At 53.8% G+C, this 14343-nt stretch carries 24 protein-coding genes; all 24 read right to left on the reverse strand.

Features of this window, described 5'->3' with window-relative positions; genetic code table 11:
• Nucleotides 1-141: 141 nt before the first annotated feature.
• The 24 genes from rplQ to rplP all read right to left on the reverse strand — a co-directional run bounded on the left by rplQ (nucleotide 142) and on the right by rplP (nucleotide 14266).
• A complete protein-coding gene (gene rplQ, locus HBN54_RS05565) occupies nucleotides 142-744 on the reverse strand; it encodes a 50S ribosomal protein L17 (RefSeq protein WP_168672164.1) in 603 nt (200 codons plus the stop codon).
• 187 nt (nucleotides 745-931) lie between these two features.
• Entirely contained in the window at nucleotides 932-1921 is a 990-nt protein-coding gene (locus HBN54_RS05570) for a DNA-directed RNA polymerase subunit alpha (RefSeq protein ID WP_168672165.1), read from the reverse strand.
• 90 nt (nucleotides 1922-2011) lie between these two features.
• Entirely contained in the window at nucleotides 2012-2617 is a 606-nt protein-coding gene (gene rpsD, locus HBN54_RS05575; RefSeq protein WP_168672166.1) for a 30S ribosomal protein S4, read from the reverse strand.
• Between the two features lie 26 nt (nucleotides 2618-2643).
• On the reverse strand, nucleotides 2644-3036 hold the full coding sequence (rpsK, locus tag HBN54_RS05580) for a 30S ribosomal protein S11 (RefSeq protein WP_035567868.1): 393 nt from the start codon (nucleotides 3034-3036) through the stop codon (nucleotides 2644-2646).
• 148 nt (nucleotides 3037-3184) lie between these two features.
• Entirely contained in the window at nucleotides 3185-3562 is a 378-nt protein-coding gene (gene rpsM / locus HBN54_RS05585) for a 30S ribosomal protein S13 (RefSeq protein ID WP_035567870.1), read from the reverse strand.
• Nucleotides 3563-3673: 111 nt separating this feature from the next.
• Nucleotides 3674-3790, reverse strand: a complete 117-nt coding sequence (ykgO, locus tag HBN54_RS05590; protein ID WP_035567872.1) for a type B 50S ribosomal protein L36 — start codon at nucleotides 3788-3790, stop codon at nucleotides 3674-3676.
• A 175-nt stretch (nucleotides 3791-3965) separates the two neighbouring features.
• Nucleotides 3966-4184, reverse strand: coding sequence for a translation initiation factor IF-1 (gene infA, locus HBN54_RS05595; RefSeq protein WP_035567874.1), 219 nt, complete (start codon nucleotides 4182-4184; stop codon nucleotides 3966-3968).
• A gap of 5 nt (nucleotides 4185-4189) precedes the next feature.
• Entirely contained in the window at nucleotides 4190-4975 is a 786-nt protein-coding gene (gene map, locus HBN54_RS05600; protein WP_168672167.1) for a type I methionyl aminopeptidase, read from the reverse strand.
• A gap of 9 nt (nucleotides 4976-4984) precedes the next feature.
• Complete coding sequence (gene secY, locus HBN54_RS05605) at nucleotides 4985-6304, reverse strand: preprotein translocase subunit SecY (RefSeq protein WP_168672168.1); 1320 nt, start codon at nucleotides 6302-6304, stop codon at nucleotides 4985-4987.
• 16 nt (nucleotides 6305-6320) lie between these two features.
• Nucleotides 6321-6770 (reverse strand): 50S ribosomal protein L15, encoded by a 450-nt coding sequence (gene rplO / locus HBN54_RS05610; protein WP_168672169.1) that lies wholly within the window; start codon nucleotides 6768-6770, stop codon nucleotides 6321-6323.
• A 12-nt stretch (nucleotides 6771-6782) separates the two neighbouring features.
• Nucleotides 6783-6962, reverse strand: coding sequence for a 50S ribosomal protein L30 (gene rpmD, locus HBN54_RS05615; protein WP_168672170.1), 180 nt, complete (start codon nucleotides 6960-6962; stop codon nucleotides 6783-6785).
• A gap of 5 nt (nucleotides 6963-6967) precedes the next feature.
• On the reverse strand, nucleotides 6968-7459 hold the full coding sequence (rpsE, locus tag HBN54_RS05620; protein ID WP_035567955.1) for a 30S ribosomal protein S5: 492 nt from the start codon (nucleotides 7457-7459) through the stop codon (nucleotides 6968-6970).
• A gap of 90 nt (nucleotides 7460-7549) precedes the next feature.
• Nucleotides 7550-7900, reverse strand: a complete 351-nt coding sequence (gene rplR / locus HBN54_RS05625; RefSeq protein WP_168672171.1) for a 50S ribosomal protein L18 — start codon at nucleotides 7898-7900, stop codon at nucleotides 7550-7552.
• 9 nt (nucleotides 7901-7909) lie between these two features.
• Nucleotides 7910-8464, reverse strand: a complete 555-nt coding sequence (gene rplF / locus HBN54_RS05630) for a 50S ribosomal protein L6 (RefSeq protein ID WP_168672172.1) — start codon at nucleotides 8462-8464, stop codon at nucleotides 7910-7912.
• Between the two features lie 27 nt (nucleotides 8465-8491).
• Nucleotides 8492-8890, reverse strand: a complete 399-nt coding sequence (gene rpsH / locus HBN54_RS05635) for a 30S ribosomal protein S8 (RefSeq protein WP_168672173.1) — start codon at nucleotides 8888-8890, stop codon at nucleotides 8492-8494.
• Nucleotides 8891-9259: 369 nt separating this feature from the next.
• A complete protein-coding gene (locus HBN54_RS05640) occupies nucleotides 9260-10804 on the reverse strand; it encodes an aldehyde dehydrogenase family protein (protein ID WP_168672174.1) in 1545 nt (514 codons plus the stop codon).
• Between the two features lie 383 nt (nucleotides 10805-11187).
• Nucleotides 11188-11604 carry a hypothetical protein gene (locus HBN54_RS05645; RefSeq protein WP_168672175.1) on the reverse strand — a complete coding sequence of 139 codons (417 nt, stop codon included), beginning with the start codon at nucleotides 11602-11604 and terminating at the stop codon, nucleotides 11188-11190.
• 137 nt (nucleotides 11605-11741) lie between these two features.
• Nucleotides 11742-12011: a 30S ribosomal protein S14 gene (gene rpsN, locus HBN54_RS05650; protein WP_035567891.1), complete on the reverse strand. Its 270-nt coding sequence runs from the start codon at nucleotides 12009-12011 to the stop codon at nucleotides 11742-11744.
• Between the two features lie 12 nt (nucleotides 12012-12023).
• Nucleotides 12024-12578: a 50S ribosomal protein L5 gene (gene rplE / locus HBN54_RS05655; RefSeq protein WP_168672176.1), complete on the reverse strand. Its 555-nt coding sequence runs from the start codon at nucleotides 12576-12578 to the stop codon at nucleotides 12024-12026.
• Between the two features lie 15 nt (nucleotides 12579-12593).
• On the reverse strand, nucleotides 12594-12938 hold the full coding sequence (gene rplX / locus HBN54_RS05660; RefSeq protein ID WP_168672177.1) for a 50S ribosomal protein L24: 345 nt from the start codon (nucleotides 12936-12938) through the stop codon (nucleotides 12594-12596).
• 3 nt (nucleotides 12939-12941) lie between these two features.
• Nucleotides 12942-13310, reverse strand: a complete 369-nt coding sequence (gene rplN, locus HBN54_RS05665; RefSeq protein WP_035567895.1) for a 50S ribosomal protein L14 — start codon at nucleotides 13308-13310, stop codon at nucleotides 12942-12944.
• A 9-nt stretch (nucleotides 13311-13319) separates the two neighbouring features.
• Nucleotides 13320-13619, reverse strand: coding sequence for a 30S ribosomal protein S17 (gene rpsQ / locus HBN54_RS05670; RefSeq protein WP_168672178.1), 300 nt, complete (start codon nucleotides 13617-13619; stop codon nucleotides 13320-13322).
• Between the two features lie 5 nt (nucleotides 13620-13624).
• A complete protein-coding gene (gene rpmC, locus HBN54_RS05675; protein ID WP_168672179.1) occupies nucleotides 13625-13837 on the reverse strand; it encodes a 50S ribosomal protein L29 in 213 nt (70 codons plus the stop codon).
• 3 nt (nucleotides 13838-13840) lie between these two features.
• Nucleotides 13841-14266 (reverse strand): 50S ribosomal protein L16, encoded by a 426-nt coding sequence (gene rplP, locus HBN54_RS05680; RefSeq protein WP_035567899.1) that lies wholly within the window; start codon nucleotides 14264-14266, stop codon nucleotides 13841-13843.
• Between the last annotated feature and the right edge of the window lie 77 nt (nucleotides 14267-14343).

Raw genomic sequence — 14343 nt, forward strand, 5'->3', positions numbered from 1 at the left:
ACGCGTCATCCCTTGCCTGTGCTAACGATTGAATCAGCCCCGATAAGCCGTAGGGTTTAGTCTGGCCACGGCAAAATTTCGCACAAAAAAAGGGACGCCCCTACGGAGCATCCCTTTTCACTTTGTAGCAATTGCTACGAATTAAGCACCAGCTTCGTCAGCCTTCGCCTCTTCGCGGCTCTCGCCATCCTTAACGGTTTCAGTAGCGGTGTCAGCCGGAGCCGACTGCTCAACTACAGCGGCAGGAGCTACCGCTTCGCCGGTTACTTCGGTAGCCGAAGTAGCGTCGTCGCCAGCAGTTTTCTTACCACCACGGCTGCGCGAACGACGGGTCGTAGCAGTAGCCTTTTCAGCAGCAGCCGTCTTAGCGTCCATCAACGTTTCGTTGAAGTCCACCAGTTCGATGATGCACATCTCGGCGTTGTCACCCAGACGGGTATCGCTCAGCTTCAGAATGCGGGTATAGCCACCGGGACGGTTAGCAATTCTGCCCGAAATGTTACCAAACAACTCCTTAATCGACTCCTTGTCCTGCAACGCAGCGAACACCATGCGGCGCGAGTGCGTCGTATCGTCTTTCGACTTGGTCAGCAGCGGCTCGATGTACTTACGCAGGGCCTTAGCCTTGGCTACCGTCGTGGTAACGCGCTTGTACAGGATGAGCGAAGACGACATGTTCGACAACATGGCGTGACGGTGGGCGGTAGTCCGGCCCAAATGGTTAATCTTTCTTCCGTGTCGCATTGGACGTTTGAAAAAGTGTGTGCTTGCGGGCGGCGACCACGGCGGACCAAAAAGGCCTCATTAGAACCGCTGCCCCTTGGGCACACTGTGGATAAAATGTGAAAATAAAAAAATGTGGAGATGTGAAAATTGTGGGCTGAGCGCGAAGCTCACATTTCCACATTATCACATCTCCACATTATAAAACCTAGTCTTCCTCCAGGCGATACTTGCCCAGGTCCATCCCAAACTCCAAACCACGCTCTTCAACGAGGTTCTCCAGTTCAGTCAGGCTCTTCTTGCCGAAGTTGCGGAACTTCATCATGTCAGCGATTTCGAGCTGCACCAATTCGCCCATCGTCTTGATGTCGGCGGCCTTGAGGCAGTTCTTGGCGCGTACGCTGAGCTCCATGTCCTCCAAAGGAGTCTTGAGCATCTTGCGCATCTGCATGGTTTCCTCATCAATCGGCTCGTCCTCCGTCACGCGAGGACCTTCGAGGGTCATCGTGTTATCCGAGAACAGCATGAAGTGCTGAATGAGGATATTAGCCGCACCTTTCAGTGCCTCTTCCGGGTGAATCGAACCGTCGGTCTGAATCTCGATAACGAGCTTCTCATAGTCGGTTTTCTGCTCTACGCGGGTGTTCTCAATGCTATACTTCACGTTCTTGATAGGCGTGTAGATAGCATCAATAGCAATCTGACCGAAAACCTGGTCAGCTGGCTTGTTCTCGTCGGCAGGCACATAGCCACGGCCACGGGCAATCGTCAACTCAAACTCCAACTCGGTGCTGGGGTCCAGGTGAGCAATCACATGGTCAGGGTTCAGTACTTCAAAGCCGCTGGCGAACTTGGCAATATCAGCGCCCGAGAAGGAATCCTGGCCTTTCACGCGCACCGTAATTTTATCCGAGATGGCATCGCTCACTTTCTTGAAGCGGACCATCTTCAGGTTCAGAATGATTTCGGACATGTCCTCAATCACCCCTTCGATGGTCGAAAACTCGTGCAGCACGCTGTTCGTGCGCACCGACGTGATGGCGAAACCCTCCAGCGACGACAACAGAATGCGACGCAACGCATTGCCGATGGTGACGCCGTAGCCCTTCTCGAGCGGCTTAAATTCAAACGTCCCGGTGAAGTCGTCGGATTTCTCCATCACCACTTTCTCCGGCATCTGAAAAGCTAAGATTGACATATGTGGGGCGTAAAAAATGTAAAAAAATGGGGTGAAGTATAAGCACAAGAGCGGCCCGACAAATTGCCGGGCCGCTACCAGTAGCGCTATTTACTTCGAATACAGTTCGACGATGAGCTGCTCGGTGATTTTCTCCGGAATCAGCTCACGGGCGGGAGCGTTGATGAACTTGCCAGCCAACTCCTTGCCGTCCCACTCCAGCCAGGAAAACTGACGCGAGTTGCGAACCGACAGGCTCGTGGTGATGGCTTCCAGCGACTTCGACTTCTCACGCACGGCAACAATGTCGCCGGGACGCAGGTGGTACGAAGGGATGTTAACCACTTCACCGTTTACGGTGATATGCTTATGACCAACGAGCTGGCGAGCAGCGCGACGCGTCGAGGCAATGCCCAAACGGTACACAGCATTGTCCAGACGGGCTTCCAGCAGGGCGAGCAGGTTATCGCCGGTGATGCCGGGAAGAGCTGCTGCTTTGTGGAACAGGTTTTCGAATTGCTTCTCCAACATGCCGTACATGTACTTCACCTTCTGCTTCTCCATCAGTTGGACAGCGTACTCCGACTGCTTCTTGCGACGGCCGCGGCCGTGCTGGCCCGGAGGATAGGCTTTTTTGTTGAGCGCTTTGCTCGGGCCGAAAATCGCCTCGTTGAAGCGACGGGCAATTTTTGAGGTTGGGCCAGTATAACGTGCCATTGTAATCTAATTTCTGAAGTGAAAAACTAAACGCGACGACGCTTGGGAGGGCGGCAGCCGTTGTGGGGCAGCGGCGTTACGTCGCGGATGGTGGTCACCTCAATACCCACGTTGCCGAGGGCGCGGATGGCCGACTCACGGCCCGAACCCGGGCCTTTTACGAAGACTTCGGCTTTGCGCATACCCAGGTCGTGGGCTACTTTACCGCAGTCGCTCATCGCCATTTGGGCGGCGTAGGGCGTGTTCTTCTTCGAACCACGGAAGCCCATTTTGCCGGCCGAAGCCCACGAAATCACTTGACCGTTATTGTTCGTAATCGAGATGATGATGTTGTTGAACGAGGCACGGATGTGTACCTGGCCCACCTGCTCCACCACGACAACGCGCTTCTTGGCTTTGTCTTTTCTTTTTTGTGCCATTTGGTTATCGCAAAAAATGCGGGAGGTGTTAGGCCCTCCGGGCAATTATGAATTATGAATTATGAATTATGAGTTGATGTTCTGCCAACTCATAATTCATAATTCATAATTCATAATTGTTCCGCAGGAACTGATTCCCGGTTATAAATTATTTAGTTGCCTTCTTCTTGCCGGCCACGGTCTTACGCTTGCCCTTACGGGTACGCGAGTTGTTCTTGGTGCGCTGACCACGAACTGGCAGACCTTTGCGGTGACGCAGACCACGGTAGCAGCCGATGTCCATCAAACGCTTGATGTTCGTCGTTACTTCCGAGCGCAGCACGCCTTCGGTCTTGTGCTCGGCAGCAATGATGGCGCGGACGGCACCCGACTCCTCGTCGGTCCAGTCCTTCACCTTCTTGTTGACATCGATGCCAGCTTTTACCAGAATCTTGCTGGCGTTGCTCCGGCCAATGCCGAAAATGTAGGTCAGCGAAATTTCGCCGCGCTTGTTGTCCGGGATATCAACCCCTGCGATACGAGCCATATTGGATGGTTATGTGTTTGCGGACAGAAACCCGGCAACTACTTGGAAGGCGGGCCGGAGGATATTAACCAACGACTCAGTACCCAAGGTTCCGGGGTTCTAAAAATTGAATTAACCCTGACGCTGCTTAAAGCGCGGGTTTTTCTTGTTGATAACGTAGAGCTTGCCGTTGCGACGCACAATCTTGCAGTCAACGCTACGCTTTTTGATGGAGGTTTTGACTTTCATTGCTGAAAAGAGTTACTTGTTATTACTTGCGGTTTTGCTTCTAGAATTTCTGTGGAAGAAGTTGGCTGCTTTGTAATACCGAAAACAACCAAGGCAAGAACAAAAGTAACAACTGCTTTAAAACCACAAAGGAGTGGCTCTCAGTTATCATTGAACTCGTCTAGAAGCAAGGATATTACTTGTAGCGATACTTAATGCGGCCCTTCGACAAGTCGTAAGGAGACATTTCCAGCTTCACTTTGTCGCCGGGCAGAATTTTGATGTAGTGCATCCGCATCTTACCCGAAATGTGGGCAATCAGCTGGTGACCATTCTCCAGCTCCACGCGGAACATGGCGTTGGAGAGGGCTTCCAGGATGGTTCCGTCCTGCTCAATCGAGGCTTGTTTTGCCATAAGGGCTACTGCTGCAATGCTTTTTCGATGTACTCAAAGGAGGTGAGAATCTCCGCCTTTTCTTTTCTAACAACAACGGTATGCTCAAAGTGCGCCGATGCTTTGCGGTCCTTGGTACGGATAGTCCAGCCATCCGCCTCCTGTACCACGTCTTTTTTACCCAGATTCACCATCGGTTCGATGGCGATGACCAGGCCCGTTTGCAAAAGCGGCCCGGAACCCCGCTTGCCGTAGTTCGGCACCTCAGGTTTCTCGTGCAGCTTCGCGCCAACTCCGTGGCCGACCAACTCGCGCACCACCCCGTAGCCCATCGGGGCCACATGGTTCTGGATGGCGTAGCTGATATCGCCCACGCGATTGCCGCTCACGGCTTGTTCGATGCCTTTATACAGCGAAGCTTTGGTTTCCCGCAGCAACGTGAGTATTTCCGGCGCTACCTCCCCGATTGGGTAGGTATAAGCACTATCTGAGTGGAAACCATTCAGATAAACCCCGCAGTCCACCGAGAGAATGTCGCCGCTCTTCAGTGGCTCATCGGTAGCGAACCCGTGCACCACCACCGAATTCGGCGAGAGGCACAGGCTGTAGGGAAACTTATTGTATCCTTTGAAGGATGGCACTCCACCATGGTCCCGGATGAATTCCTCTGCGCGCTTATCCAGCTGCCGCGTCGTCACTCCTTCCTTCACCATACTCGCGACTTCGCCGTGAGCCTTGGCCAGCACAAGCGCGCTGGCACGGATGAGGTCAATCTCTTCTTCAGTTTTATATTGAATGCTACCGCTTGCCATTGCTGCTATTTACGAAGCGACTGAAATGGGCTGTGCCGTGCGACCGCGCAGCTTGCCCGATTTCATCATACCATCGTAGTGCTGCATCAACAAGTAGCTCTGCACCTGGTTCACTGTGTCGAGCACTACACCCACCATAATGATGAGCGACGTACCGCCATAGAAAGCTGAGAACGGACGCGTAACGCCCAACAGCAGCGCGATAGCAGGGAAGATGGCGATAAGAGCCAGTGCAACCGCACCCGGCAGGGTAACACGGGTCAGGATTTCATCGATAAACTCCGAAGTATCGCGACCTGGCTTCACGCCGGGCACGAAACCTCCACTCCGCTTCAGGTCATCAGCAATCTGATTAGGATTGACGCTGATGGCCGTGTAGAAGTAGGTGAAGATGATAATCAGCAGGGCGAAAGTCAGGTTGTACTGCCACGAGGTGTAGTCCGAGAACTTCACGCCGATGTAGCTGGCGGTATCGCTCTGGTTCTGCCATACCGATGCCACGATGGCGGGAACGAACATCAAGGACTGCGCGAAAATGATGGGCATTACGCCGGCCGCATTCACCTTGAGGGGAATGAACTGACGTTGTGCATCCAGCTGCGTAGTACCACCAACCTGCTTAGCATACTGCACCGCGATGCGGCGAACCGCCTGCGTGAGCACGATAACGGCCATTACAACGAGGAACAGAACCACCATTTCCAGCAGGAAAATCAGGGACTTGTTCACGCCTTTGGCTGCAGCCTCACCGATGATAGCACCGGGCAGACGCGACACGATACCAATCATAATCAGCATCGAGATACCGTTGCCGATACCTTTATCCGTGATTTTTTCACCCAGCCACATGCAGAACAACGTGCCGGCCGTGATGATAATCATGGTCGAAACGGTGAAAAATGTGCCGGGGTTGATGATGGCCTCAGCGTTAATCGTGGCGATGAAGCCAACTGATTGAGCCAGTACAATCGGAATCGTGAGAACCCGGGTGTACTGATTGATTTTTTTACGTCCCGACTCGCCTTCCTTCTGGAGTTTCTGGAAGTAAGGCACGGCAATCGTGAGCAGTTGCAATACGATAGACGCCGAGATGTACGGCATGATGCCCAACGCGAAAATCGACGCGTGGCTGAATGCGCCGCCAAGCAGCGTATCCAGAATACCGAACAGGCCAGCCGCACCCGTCTTGAGTTGGGTAGGGTCCACGCCCGGCAACACCACGTACACGCCGAGGCGATAGATGGCAATGAAAAATAGCGTATTGAGGATTCGCGTACGCAAATCCTCAATCGCAAAGATATTTTTTATCGACTCGATAAACTTATTCATTGCCGAAGGTAGCTTTTTAGAGCGTAACCGCTTTGCCGCCGGCCTTCTCGATGGCTTCAACAGCCGACTTCGAGAATGCGTGAGCATGGATTTCTACAGCCGTGGCGATTTCGCCGCGACCGAGGATTTTGATTTTGGCGTTCTTGGAAACCAAGCCGTTGGCAACGAAGTAGGCAGCGTCCATAGTGGTAGCGCTGTTCTTTTCGAGGAGGGTAGCCAGCGCATCAAGATTGATGGCTTTATACTCTACACGGTTGATATTCGTGAAGCCGAACTTAGGCACACGGCGCTGGAGGGGCATCTGGCCACCTTCAAAACCGGACTTGCGCTTGTAGCCCGAGCGCGACTTGGCACCTTTGTGACCACGGGTGGACGTACCACCACGCGTAGAGCCTTCGCCCCGGCCAATCCGCTTCTCGTTTTTAGTCGAGCCGTAGGCGGGCGATAGATTGCTGAGATTAAGCATGACGATAATAGCTTACAGTTCGGTTACTTGGAGCAAATGCTGCACGCTCTTCACCATGCCCATAACGGACGGGTTTACTTCGTGGGTAGCAGTGCTGTTGAGTTTGTTCAGGCCGAGGGACTGAACGGTGCGCTTCTGACGCTCGGGGCGGTCAATGGCGCTGCGCACGAGCTTTACTTGAATTTGTGCCATGTCAATTAACCGTTAAAAACGCGGGCCAAAGAAATACCACGGGCTTGAGCGATTTGCAACGGGTCACGCATTTTAGCGAGGGCTGCAAACGTAGCTTTTACCACGTTGTGAGGGTTCGACGAGCCTTTCGACTTCGCCAGCACATCCTTGATACCGGCGCTCTCGAACACGGCGCGCATTGCACCGCCGGCGATTACACCCGTACCAGCCGCTGCGGGCTGGATGAGCACGAAACCACCGCCGTAGCGGCCTTCCATGAGGTGAGGAACGGTGTGCTTGTACATGGGTACTTTCACTACGTTCTTCTTAGCGTCGTCAATGCCTTTGGCAATGGCGTCGGTTACTTCGTTGGCTTTGCCGAGGCCGTAGCCTACGTTGCCGTTGCCGTCGCCTACTACCACAATGGCAGAGAAGCTAAAGCGGCGACCACCTTTCACCACCTTCGCTACGCGGTTGATGGCTACTACTTTTTCTTTGAAGTCGGAGTCAGCACCCATGCGGGAGTTGTCCTTGTTCCGGTCGCGGTCGTTGCTGCGCTGACGGTCTCCGCCAGGACGATTGTTGTCGCGTTCTTGCGCCATGATAGTTTAGAAATTGAGGCCGCCTTCGCGAGCACCTTCAGCCAATGATTTTACGCGACCGTGGTAGAGGTAACCCGAGCGGTCGAACACCACTTTCGTGATGCCTTTCTCCTGGGCGACGGCGGCAAGCTGCCGACCTACGGCAGCAGCCAGTGCTACACCGTTACCACCTTCGGCGGTTACTTTTTTCGACGTTGCGGAGGCCAGGGTATGGCCGGTCGTGTCGTCGATAATCTGAGCATAAATGCCCGTGTTGCTGCGGAACACCGACAGGCGCGGACGCTCCGTAGTGCCGGACACTTTCGTGCGGATGATGCGCTGAATCCGCTTGCGGCGAGTTGCTTTATCAAATGCCATGATGCGAATTTATTTAGAGGCCGTTTTACCAGCTTTGCGACGGATAATCTCACCCACGAAGCGCACACCTTTGCCTTTGTAAGGCTCCACTTTACGCAGCGAACGAATTTTGGCAGCTACCTGGCCCAGCAACTGATTGTCGATGCTGTTGAGCGTTACAATCGGGTTCTTGCCTTTGTCGGTAACGGCAGTGGCGGTTACTTCGCCGGGGAGGGCAATGTACACGTTGTGCGAGTAGCCCAGGGCCAGCTCCAGCGTGCTGCCTACGAGCGAGGCTTTGTAACCTACACCTACCAGCTCAAGCTTCTTCTCGAAACCAGCGCTAACACCGGTTACCATGTTGTTGATGAGCGAGCGGTACAGACCGTGCATGGCCTTGTGGCGCTTCTGCTCGGTTGGACGGGTTACGGTGAGAACACCGTCTTCGATGGCTACGGTGATGTCGCGGTCTACTTGCGTAGTGAGCGAGCCCTTTGGGCCTTTCACCGTCACCGCGTTGTCGTTGTCGACCGAAATAGCGACCCCAGCGGGGACGGAAATCGGCAGTTTACCAATACGTGACATAATTGAATTTGCTAAAGCGGTTCCGGACTAGTACACGTAGCACAGCACCTCGCCGCCCACGTTCTCGGTTTTGCACTCTTTCTCCGTCATCACACCCTTCGAGGTGGAGATGATGGCTACACCCAGGCCACTGAGGACGCGGGGCAGGTTATCGGAGGCCACGTACTGACGCAAGCCGGGCGTCGAAACGCGCTGCAGCTTGGTGATGGCGGGTGCCTTCGTGGTCGGGTTGTACTTCAGAGCAATTTTGATAGTGCCCTGAACCGACGAATCATCAAAACGGTACGACTGAATGTAGCCCTTGTGGTAGAGCACTTTCGTGATTTCCTTTTTGATGTTGCTGGCCGGGATTTCTACCACCCGGTGGTTCGCCTTGATGGCGTTGCGTACCCGGGTTAGGTAGTCGGCAATGGGGTCAGTGTTCATTATTTATTAAATACGTCCGCTTTTTTCGGAGCGCAAAGATAAGAAAATTTCGCCGGGTGCCCAACGGGACCAACGAAATTTCGGTTAAGACTACTTGGCACGTCCGGCGACGGCACGGCCAATGGTTTCTTTTGGCAACCTGCCAAATGGTTTTGAGGCAAGCCTCGATACTTTTTCGGAGTGCAAAGGTAGCAGGCTCACAGGGCTTTTGCAAGCTTTGCCCCGAAGTTTCCTTTGAGCGGGCGATGGTAGTGCACGGCCGACTTCGACATAACCGGTACATGAAGAAGCCCGGTCGCGTTAGCAACCGGGCTTCTTCACAGCTTTTTTATCTTGTCTGCCTACACTTAAAAAGCGAAGTATATGCCGCTAAGCTTTTTCGGGCAGATAAGTGGCATCGGGGTAATTTCCAAGCACAGGCTGACTGGCCGGACCGTTGGTTACGGCTTCCACCAGTAGCTTACCTCCCACAAATGCGCCTTTCCAGGATTCACCCAAACCACCGAAGACTTCCTCACGGTCACCGCGCGAGCGCAGCTTGTTTACGCCCACTTTGAAGGAGCGTATTTCGCGGGCCGTGCGGCGGGCCAGCTCTTCATTGTCGGAGGCAATGGCAGCCACCAAGGCACCATTCGAGATGTTCATTTCTCCTACAAGCTCCTCCATCCGGTCGACCAGCACGATGCTGTCGATGGGACCAAAAGGCTCCTTGAAGTACAGCTCGCTCTGCCGGGGCAGGTTCACCAGCGCGCGGGGCATGGCATAGGCCGACCGGTTCTGACCGGGTAGGAAGAGGCTGTCGTCGAATTTACCCTCGTAAATGGGCGTAGCACCCGTTTTGAGGGCGTCCGCATAGAGACGGTCGAGGTCCTGAGCCTGTGCCGCGTTGATAACCGGACCAAAGGCGAGGTCCGGTAGCTTATCACCCGCATTGTCCACCAAAGTTGGGTTGCCCACCTTCAGGTTGCGTACGGCCTCAGTATACGTTTCCAGAAACTGAGGAAATAGCCGGCGCTCCACTACGAACCGCACATAGGCGGTGCAGCGCTGCTTGCCGTAGTCGTAGCCCTTTTTGAGCTGGTCGGCCAAGGCATTCCAGTCACTGTAGTCCCAGATGCCGTAAGCATTGACGCCTTCCATTTCGAGCATGTAGCGCTTGTCAGTAGTAGAAAGCGCATCGGCAATGTTGCGGGCATTTTTGCGGCCACCCACAAAGCTGAGGCAATCGATGGCGGGGTGCTTCACCAACGCGTCGCTCAACTCGCCGCCGGCACCACTCACCAGCGTCACGGGCAGGCCGGCGCGGCGCACCAGGGCAAACGCCAGGCTCAGGGAAATGAAGCCACCGTCAGTAGGCGTTTTGGCGATAACTGAATTGCCGCACAGGGCTTGCACCAGCACGGCGTGGAGCAGCACCGACATGGGATAGTTCCAGGAGGCAATGTTGGATACCAAACCCAAGGGGGTGCGGCTGCCCAGCATCGAGTCGATGTTATCGACGTACCATTGCGCCCCCTCTACGGCCCGGTCAATATCGGTGAAGCCCAGCTTGTAGGTTTTCCCGATTTCCCACATCAGCAGCTTGCCGATGAGTTCTACCTGCGGCCGCAACAGGTCGAGTGCGGCCTGCACCCTGGTCCGGCGCTCATCGTGGTTGGTAGCGGCCCAGGCGGAGGCTTCGTTCTTGGCGGCCACTACGGCGCAAACGGCCGCCTCCTGGTTCAGCATGGGCAGGCTGCCCAGCACAGTCCCATCAATGGGCGAACGAAACTCGCGGGGCCGGCCGGGCTCCTGCCAACGCCCTTCCATCATATTAAGGAAACCACCCTCGGCAGTGAATATTTCCGGAGTCACCTGCTTTACCTGAGCCAGCAGGGTGGCGTATTCTACCTGGGGAGATATGATTTTAGGCATGGACTATGTACTGATTTGCAAACGAATGATTAGGTGAGTGATGAATACTGACATCAAGCACGAGTTTAACAAATTGTTTTCCAGCGATAACTACCCATGTGCATCCACATAACACAATGAAAGCTATTGTCCTGCAAATTTCACGACACCGCCAGTTTAGATTATCCTCTTTATACGCGGTATTGAGCACACTTCTCCGTCTTGCCAGCGACCTCGTGATTGGATACTGCAGGTTGAGCTTTTTCGCAAACGCGAAGTAGCCACCAGTTAGCTAGCCCCCTCCACCACCCGCCCGGCGCGCATCTGAAGAAACTTGTAGGGGCGGCAGGCTCAACTGATGATTAGGCTGAATAATCTTTTGCTATACTACTATGCACCATCAGTTACTTAACAGGCCACTCACCAATCGGGTCAGTATTAAAACCTATAGATTGATTATCTGAATCTTCTTTGTAGAATCTCTTATAACAATCCTCGCATTCCGTAAAATTGTGTAACGGTAGAATCACATCGCCACATATCCTGCAGATATCTCCTCTATCCCAGTCATCACATATTTCTAAGTCGCTTAACACGAAATAGTCTGCCCCTGCTCCCAGGGTATCAGTACAAGCAACTAAGATATCCTTATTGGTACATCCCCAGCCGCGCAGGTATTCCCAACTGTTTATAAATAAGTAATTCTGATTTTTCGCTAATGCCCTTTTGACAACTATTGTAGTTGATGCATCATCACCCCCAGATGTTCGAGATGGAATTTTTACAATAGCTCCAGGAAATAGGTTTGCGTCATCTCGCATAATGAATTGTTTTTTGGCTCTCCATAAAACTATACCAATATTGATTCATAATAATACGGTCACTGTCAAAAAAATAGCCGCCCCAACCAAAGTTGAGACGGCTATCAAACTATTAAGCGAAAAGCCTAAACCGGATACTACCAGCTCGACTTGGTCACACCGGGGATTTTACCGGCGAGAGCCATTTCGCGGAAACGCACGCGGCTGATGCCAAACTTGCGCATGTAGCCGCGGGGGCGGCCGTCAATCATGTCGCGGTTGTGCAGGCGCACGGGCGAAGCGTTCTTGGGCAGCTTGTCGAGACCTTCGTAGTCGCCGGCAGCTTTCAGAGCCTTGCGCTTCTCAGCGTAGCGGGCCACGGTGGCAATGCGCTTGCGCTCCCGTGCTTTGATGGATTCTTTAGCCATAAGAGGTAGGGATTAAGCGTCTTTTTTAGCGTTGGCGAAAGGCATACCGAAAGCTTTCAGCAATTCGTAGCTCTGCTCATCGTTCTCAGCATTGGTCACGAACGTGATGTCCATGCCCGAGATGCCTTTGATTTTGTCAATCGAGATTTCGGGGAAGATGATTTGCTCCTTCACGCCGAGCGTGTAGTTGCCACGACCATCGAAACCTTTGTCGTTGATGCCTTTGAAGTCACGTACGCGGGGCAGGGCTACCGTCAGGAGACGGTCCATGAACTCGTACATTTTCTCGCCGCGCAGTGTCACTTTAGCACCGATAGGCATGCCTTCGCGTAGCTTAAAGTTCGACACCGATTTCTTAGCGATGGTAGCAATGGCTTTCTGACCGGTGATAACCGTCAGCTCTTCCACGCCGTTGTCGACCAATTTCTTATCGGCTACCGCCGCGCCAATGCCGCGATTGATGCAGATTTTGGTGACACGGGGTACCTGCATGATGCTCTTAAACTGGAATTTCTCCTGGAGCGCGGGTACGATGTCTTTTTTATAAATGTCTTTGAGACGGGCCATGATGCGGGGGGCTGCTTAAGCCGTTTTGGCAGTGGCACGCTTGGCTTTAGCAGGAGCAGCAGCCGGAGCTGCGTCAGCTGCGGCGCCTTTACGCACCCGCTCACCAGTGGTGGGGTTAATAGCCTGCACGTTGCTCACGTGCATGGGCGCCTCCATCTTGGTGATGCCGCCCTGGGGCGATTTGGCGCTCGGCTTGTTGTGTTTCGTCACCAAGTTCAACCCCTCAACGGTTACGCGCTGGGTTACCCGGTTTACCGACACGATTTTGCCGGTTTTGCCCTTTTCGTCGCCAGCAATCACCTTCACGGTATCGCCCGACTTTACGTGCAGCTGCACGGGGTCTGCTTTTCTGATAGCCATGATTTAGAGTACTTCGGGTGCTAGGGATACGATTTTCATGAACTGACGCTCACGCAGCTCACGGGCCACTGGGCCGAAGATGCGCGTGCCGCGGGGCTCGTCGTTGTTGTTGAGCAACACAGCAGCGTTATCGTCGAAGCGAATGTACGAACCGTCTTTACGGCGCACTTCCTTCTTCACACGCACTACTACGGCCTTGCTCACGGTGCCTTTCTTAGCGTTGCCCGAAGGGATAGCCGACTTGATGGCTACCACAATCTTGTCGCCAACGCTGGCGTATTTCTTGCCCGTGCCACCCAAAACGCGGATGCAGAGGACTTCCTTGGCGCCGCTATTGTCGGCCACCGTCAGGCGGGATTCTTGCTGTATCATCGAATTAGATTATTTAGCGCGTTCAATAATTTCCACCAGGCGCCACCGCTTGGTTTTGCTCAGCGGGCGGGTGCTCATGATGAGAACCGTATCGCCTTCGCCGCACTCGTTTTTCTCGTCGTGGGCGTGGAATTTCGTGGTTTTGGTCACGAACTTGCCGTACTTAGGGTGCTTCTGTTTCTGCACCACAGCCACGGTGATGGACTTATCCATCTTGCTGCTCGTCACCTTGCCGGTGATTTCTTTGCGCATGTTGCGCGAAGCTTCATCAGCAGCGGTTTGGTCTTGGGTTGTTACGTCGGTTGCCATCGGAATTAAGCGGGGTTAGAGGCCTGCTCGTTGTTCCGACGAGTCTGCTCGGTGAGCAAGCGGGCGACGTTTTTACGGTTGGCCTTGAGGCGGGCCGGGTTTTCCAGGGGCGAAATCGCATGAGCGAAACGCAGCTGCTGGCCCGTAGCCTGCTCGGTTTTGATTTGCTCTTTCAGCGCGTCGGCGGAAAGGCCTTTGTTATCGGTCTTGTTCTTCATGACTTAAGCGGCGTCCGTGTAGTCGCGGCGAACCACGAATGAAGTACGAACCGGCAGCTTCTGAGCCGCCAGACGGAGCGACTCTTTGGCTACTTCCAGCGATACGCCGTCCGACTCGAACATGATTTGACCCGGCTTCACGCAGGCTACCCAGTACTCGGGTGAGCCTTTGCCCTTACCCATCCGCACTTCAGCAGGCTTCTTGGTAATAGGTTTGTCGGGGAAAATGCGAATCCATACTTGCCCTTCGCGTTTCATGGCGCGGGTCATGGCGATACGAGCAGCCTCAATTTGGCGAGCCGTAATCCAAGACACTTCCAGCGACTTGATAGCGAACGAACCGAAGTCGATGGAGCTGCCGCGGTAGGCCAGGCCAGTCACGCGACCCTTTTGCATCTTGCGATACTTGGTCCTTTTCGGTTGTAACATTTGATTTTAATAAAAGAGATTTTCTAAAAGGAATTGAGCGAACAGTCGAACATTTCGCTTCGTTCACCAAGTTGGCA

Source organism: Hymenobacter artigasi (genome assembly GCF_012275535.1).
GTDB lineage: Bacteria > Bacteroidota > Bacteroidia > Cytophagales > Hymenobacteraceae > Hymenobacter > Hymenobacter artigasi.

Coding starts and splice junctions, on each gene's coding strand:
- rplQ (WP_168672164.1), bottom strand. CDS start 744: ATGCGACACGGAAGAAAGATTAACCATTTGGGCCGGACTACCGCCCAC.
- HBN54_RS05570 (WP_168672165.1), bottom strand. CDS start 1,921: ATGTCAATCTTAGCTTTTCAGATGCCGGAGAAAGTGGTGATGGAGAAA.
- rpsD (WP_168672166.1), bottom strand. CDS start 2,617: ATGGCACGTTATACTGGCCCAACCTCAAAAATTGCCCGTCGCTTCAAC.
- rpsK (WP_035567868.1), bottom strand. CDS start 3,036: ATGGCACAAAAAAGAAAAGACAAAGCCAAGAAGCGCGTTGTCGTGGTG.
- rpsM (WP_035567870.1), bottom strand. CDS start 3,562: ATGGCTCGTATCGCAGGGGTTGATATCCCGGACAACAAGCGCGGCGAA.
- ykgO (WP_035567872.1), bottom strand. CDS start 3,790: ATGAAAGTCAAAACCTCCATCAAAAAGCGTAGCGTTGACTGCAAGATT.
- infA (WP_035567874.1), bottom strand. CDS start 4,184: ATGGCAAAACAAGCCTCGATTGAGCAGGACGGAACCATCCTGGAAGCC.
- map (WP_168672167.1), bottom strand. CDS start 4,975: ATGGCAAGCGGTAGCATTCAATATAAAACTGAAGAAGAGATTGACCTC.
- secY (WP_168672168.1), bottom strand. CDS start 6,304: ATGAATAAGTTTATCGAGTCGATAAAAAATATCTTTGCGATTGAGGAT.
- rplO (WP_168672169.1), bottom strand. CDS start 6,770: ATGCTTAATCTCAGCAATCTATCGCCCGCCTACGGCTCGACTAAAAAC.
- rpmD (WP_168672170.1), bottom strand. CDS start 6,962: ATGGCACAAATTCAAGTAAAGCTCGTGCGCAGCGCCATTGACCGCCCC.
- rpsE (WP_035567955.1), bottom strand. CDS start 7,459: ATGGGTGCTGACTCCGACTTCAAAGAAAAAGTAGTAGCCATCAACCGC.
- rplR (WP_168672171.1), bottom strand. CDS start 7,900: ATGGCATTTGATAAAGCAACTCGCCGCAAGCGGATTCAGCGCATCATC.
- rplF (WP_168672172.1), bottom strand. CDS start 8,464: ATGTCACGTATTGGTAAACTGCCGATTTCCGTCCCCGCTGGGGTCGCT.
- rpsH (WP_168672173.1), bottom strand. CDS start 8,890: ATGAACACTGACCCCATTGCCGACTACCTAACCCGGGTACGCAACGCC.
- HBN54_RS05640 (WP_168672174.1), bottom strand. CDS start 10,804: ATGCCTAAAATCATATCTCCCCAGGTAGAATACGCCACCCTGCTGGCT.
- HBN54_RS05645 (WP_168672175.1), bottom strand. CDS start 11,604: ATGCGAGATGACGCAAACCTATTTCCTGGAGCTATTGTAAAAATTCCA.
- rpsN (WP_035567891.1), bottom strand. CDS start 12,011: ATGGCTAAAGAATCCATCAAAGCACGGGAGCGCAAGCGCATTGCCACC.
- rplE (WP_168672176.1), bottom strand. CDS start 12,578: ATGGCCCGTCTCAAAGACATTTATAAAAAAGACATCGTACCCGCGCTC.
- rplX (WP_168672177.1), bottom strand. CDS start 12,938: ATGGCTATCAGAAAAGCAGACCCCGTGCAGCTGCACGTAAAGTCGGGC.
- rplN (WP_035567895.1), bottom strand. CDS start 13,310: ATGATACAGCAAGAATCCCGCCTGACGGTGGCCGACAATAGCGGCGCC.
- rpsQ (WP_168672178.1), bottom strand. CDS start 13,619: ATGGCAACCGACGTAACAACCCAAGACCAAACCGCTGCTGATGAAGCT.
- rpmC (WP_168672179.1), bottom strand. CDS start 13,837: ATGAAGAACAAGACCGATAACAAAGGCCTTTCCGCCGACGCGCTGAAA.
- rplP (WP_035567899.1), bottom strand. CDS start 14,266: ATGTTACAACCGAAAAGGACCAAGTATCGCAAGATGCAAAAGGGTCGC.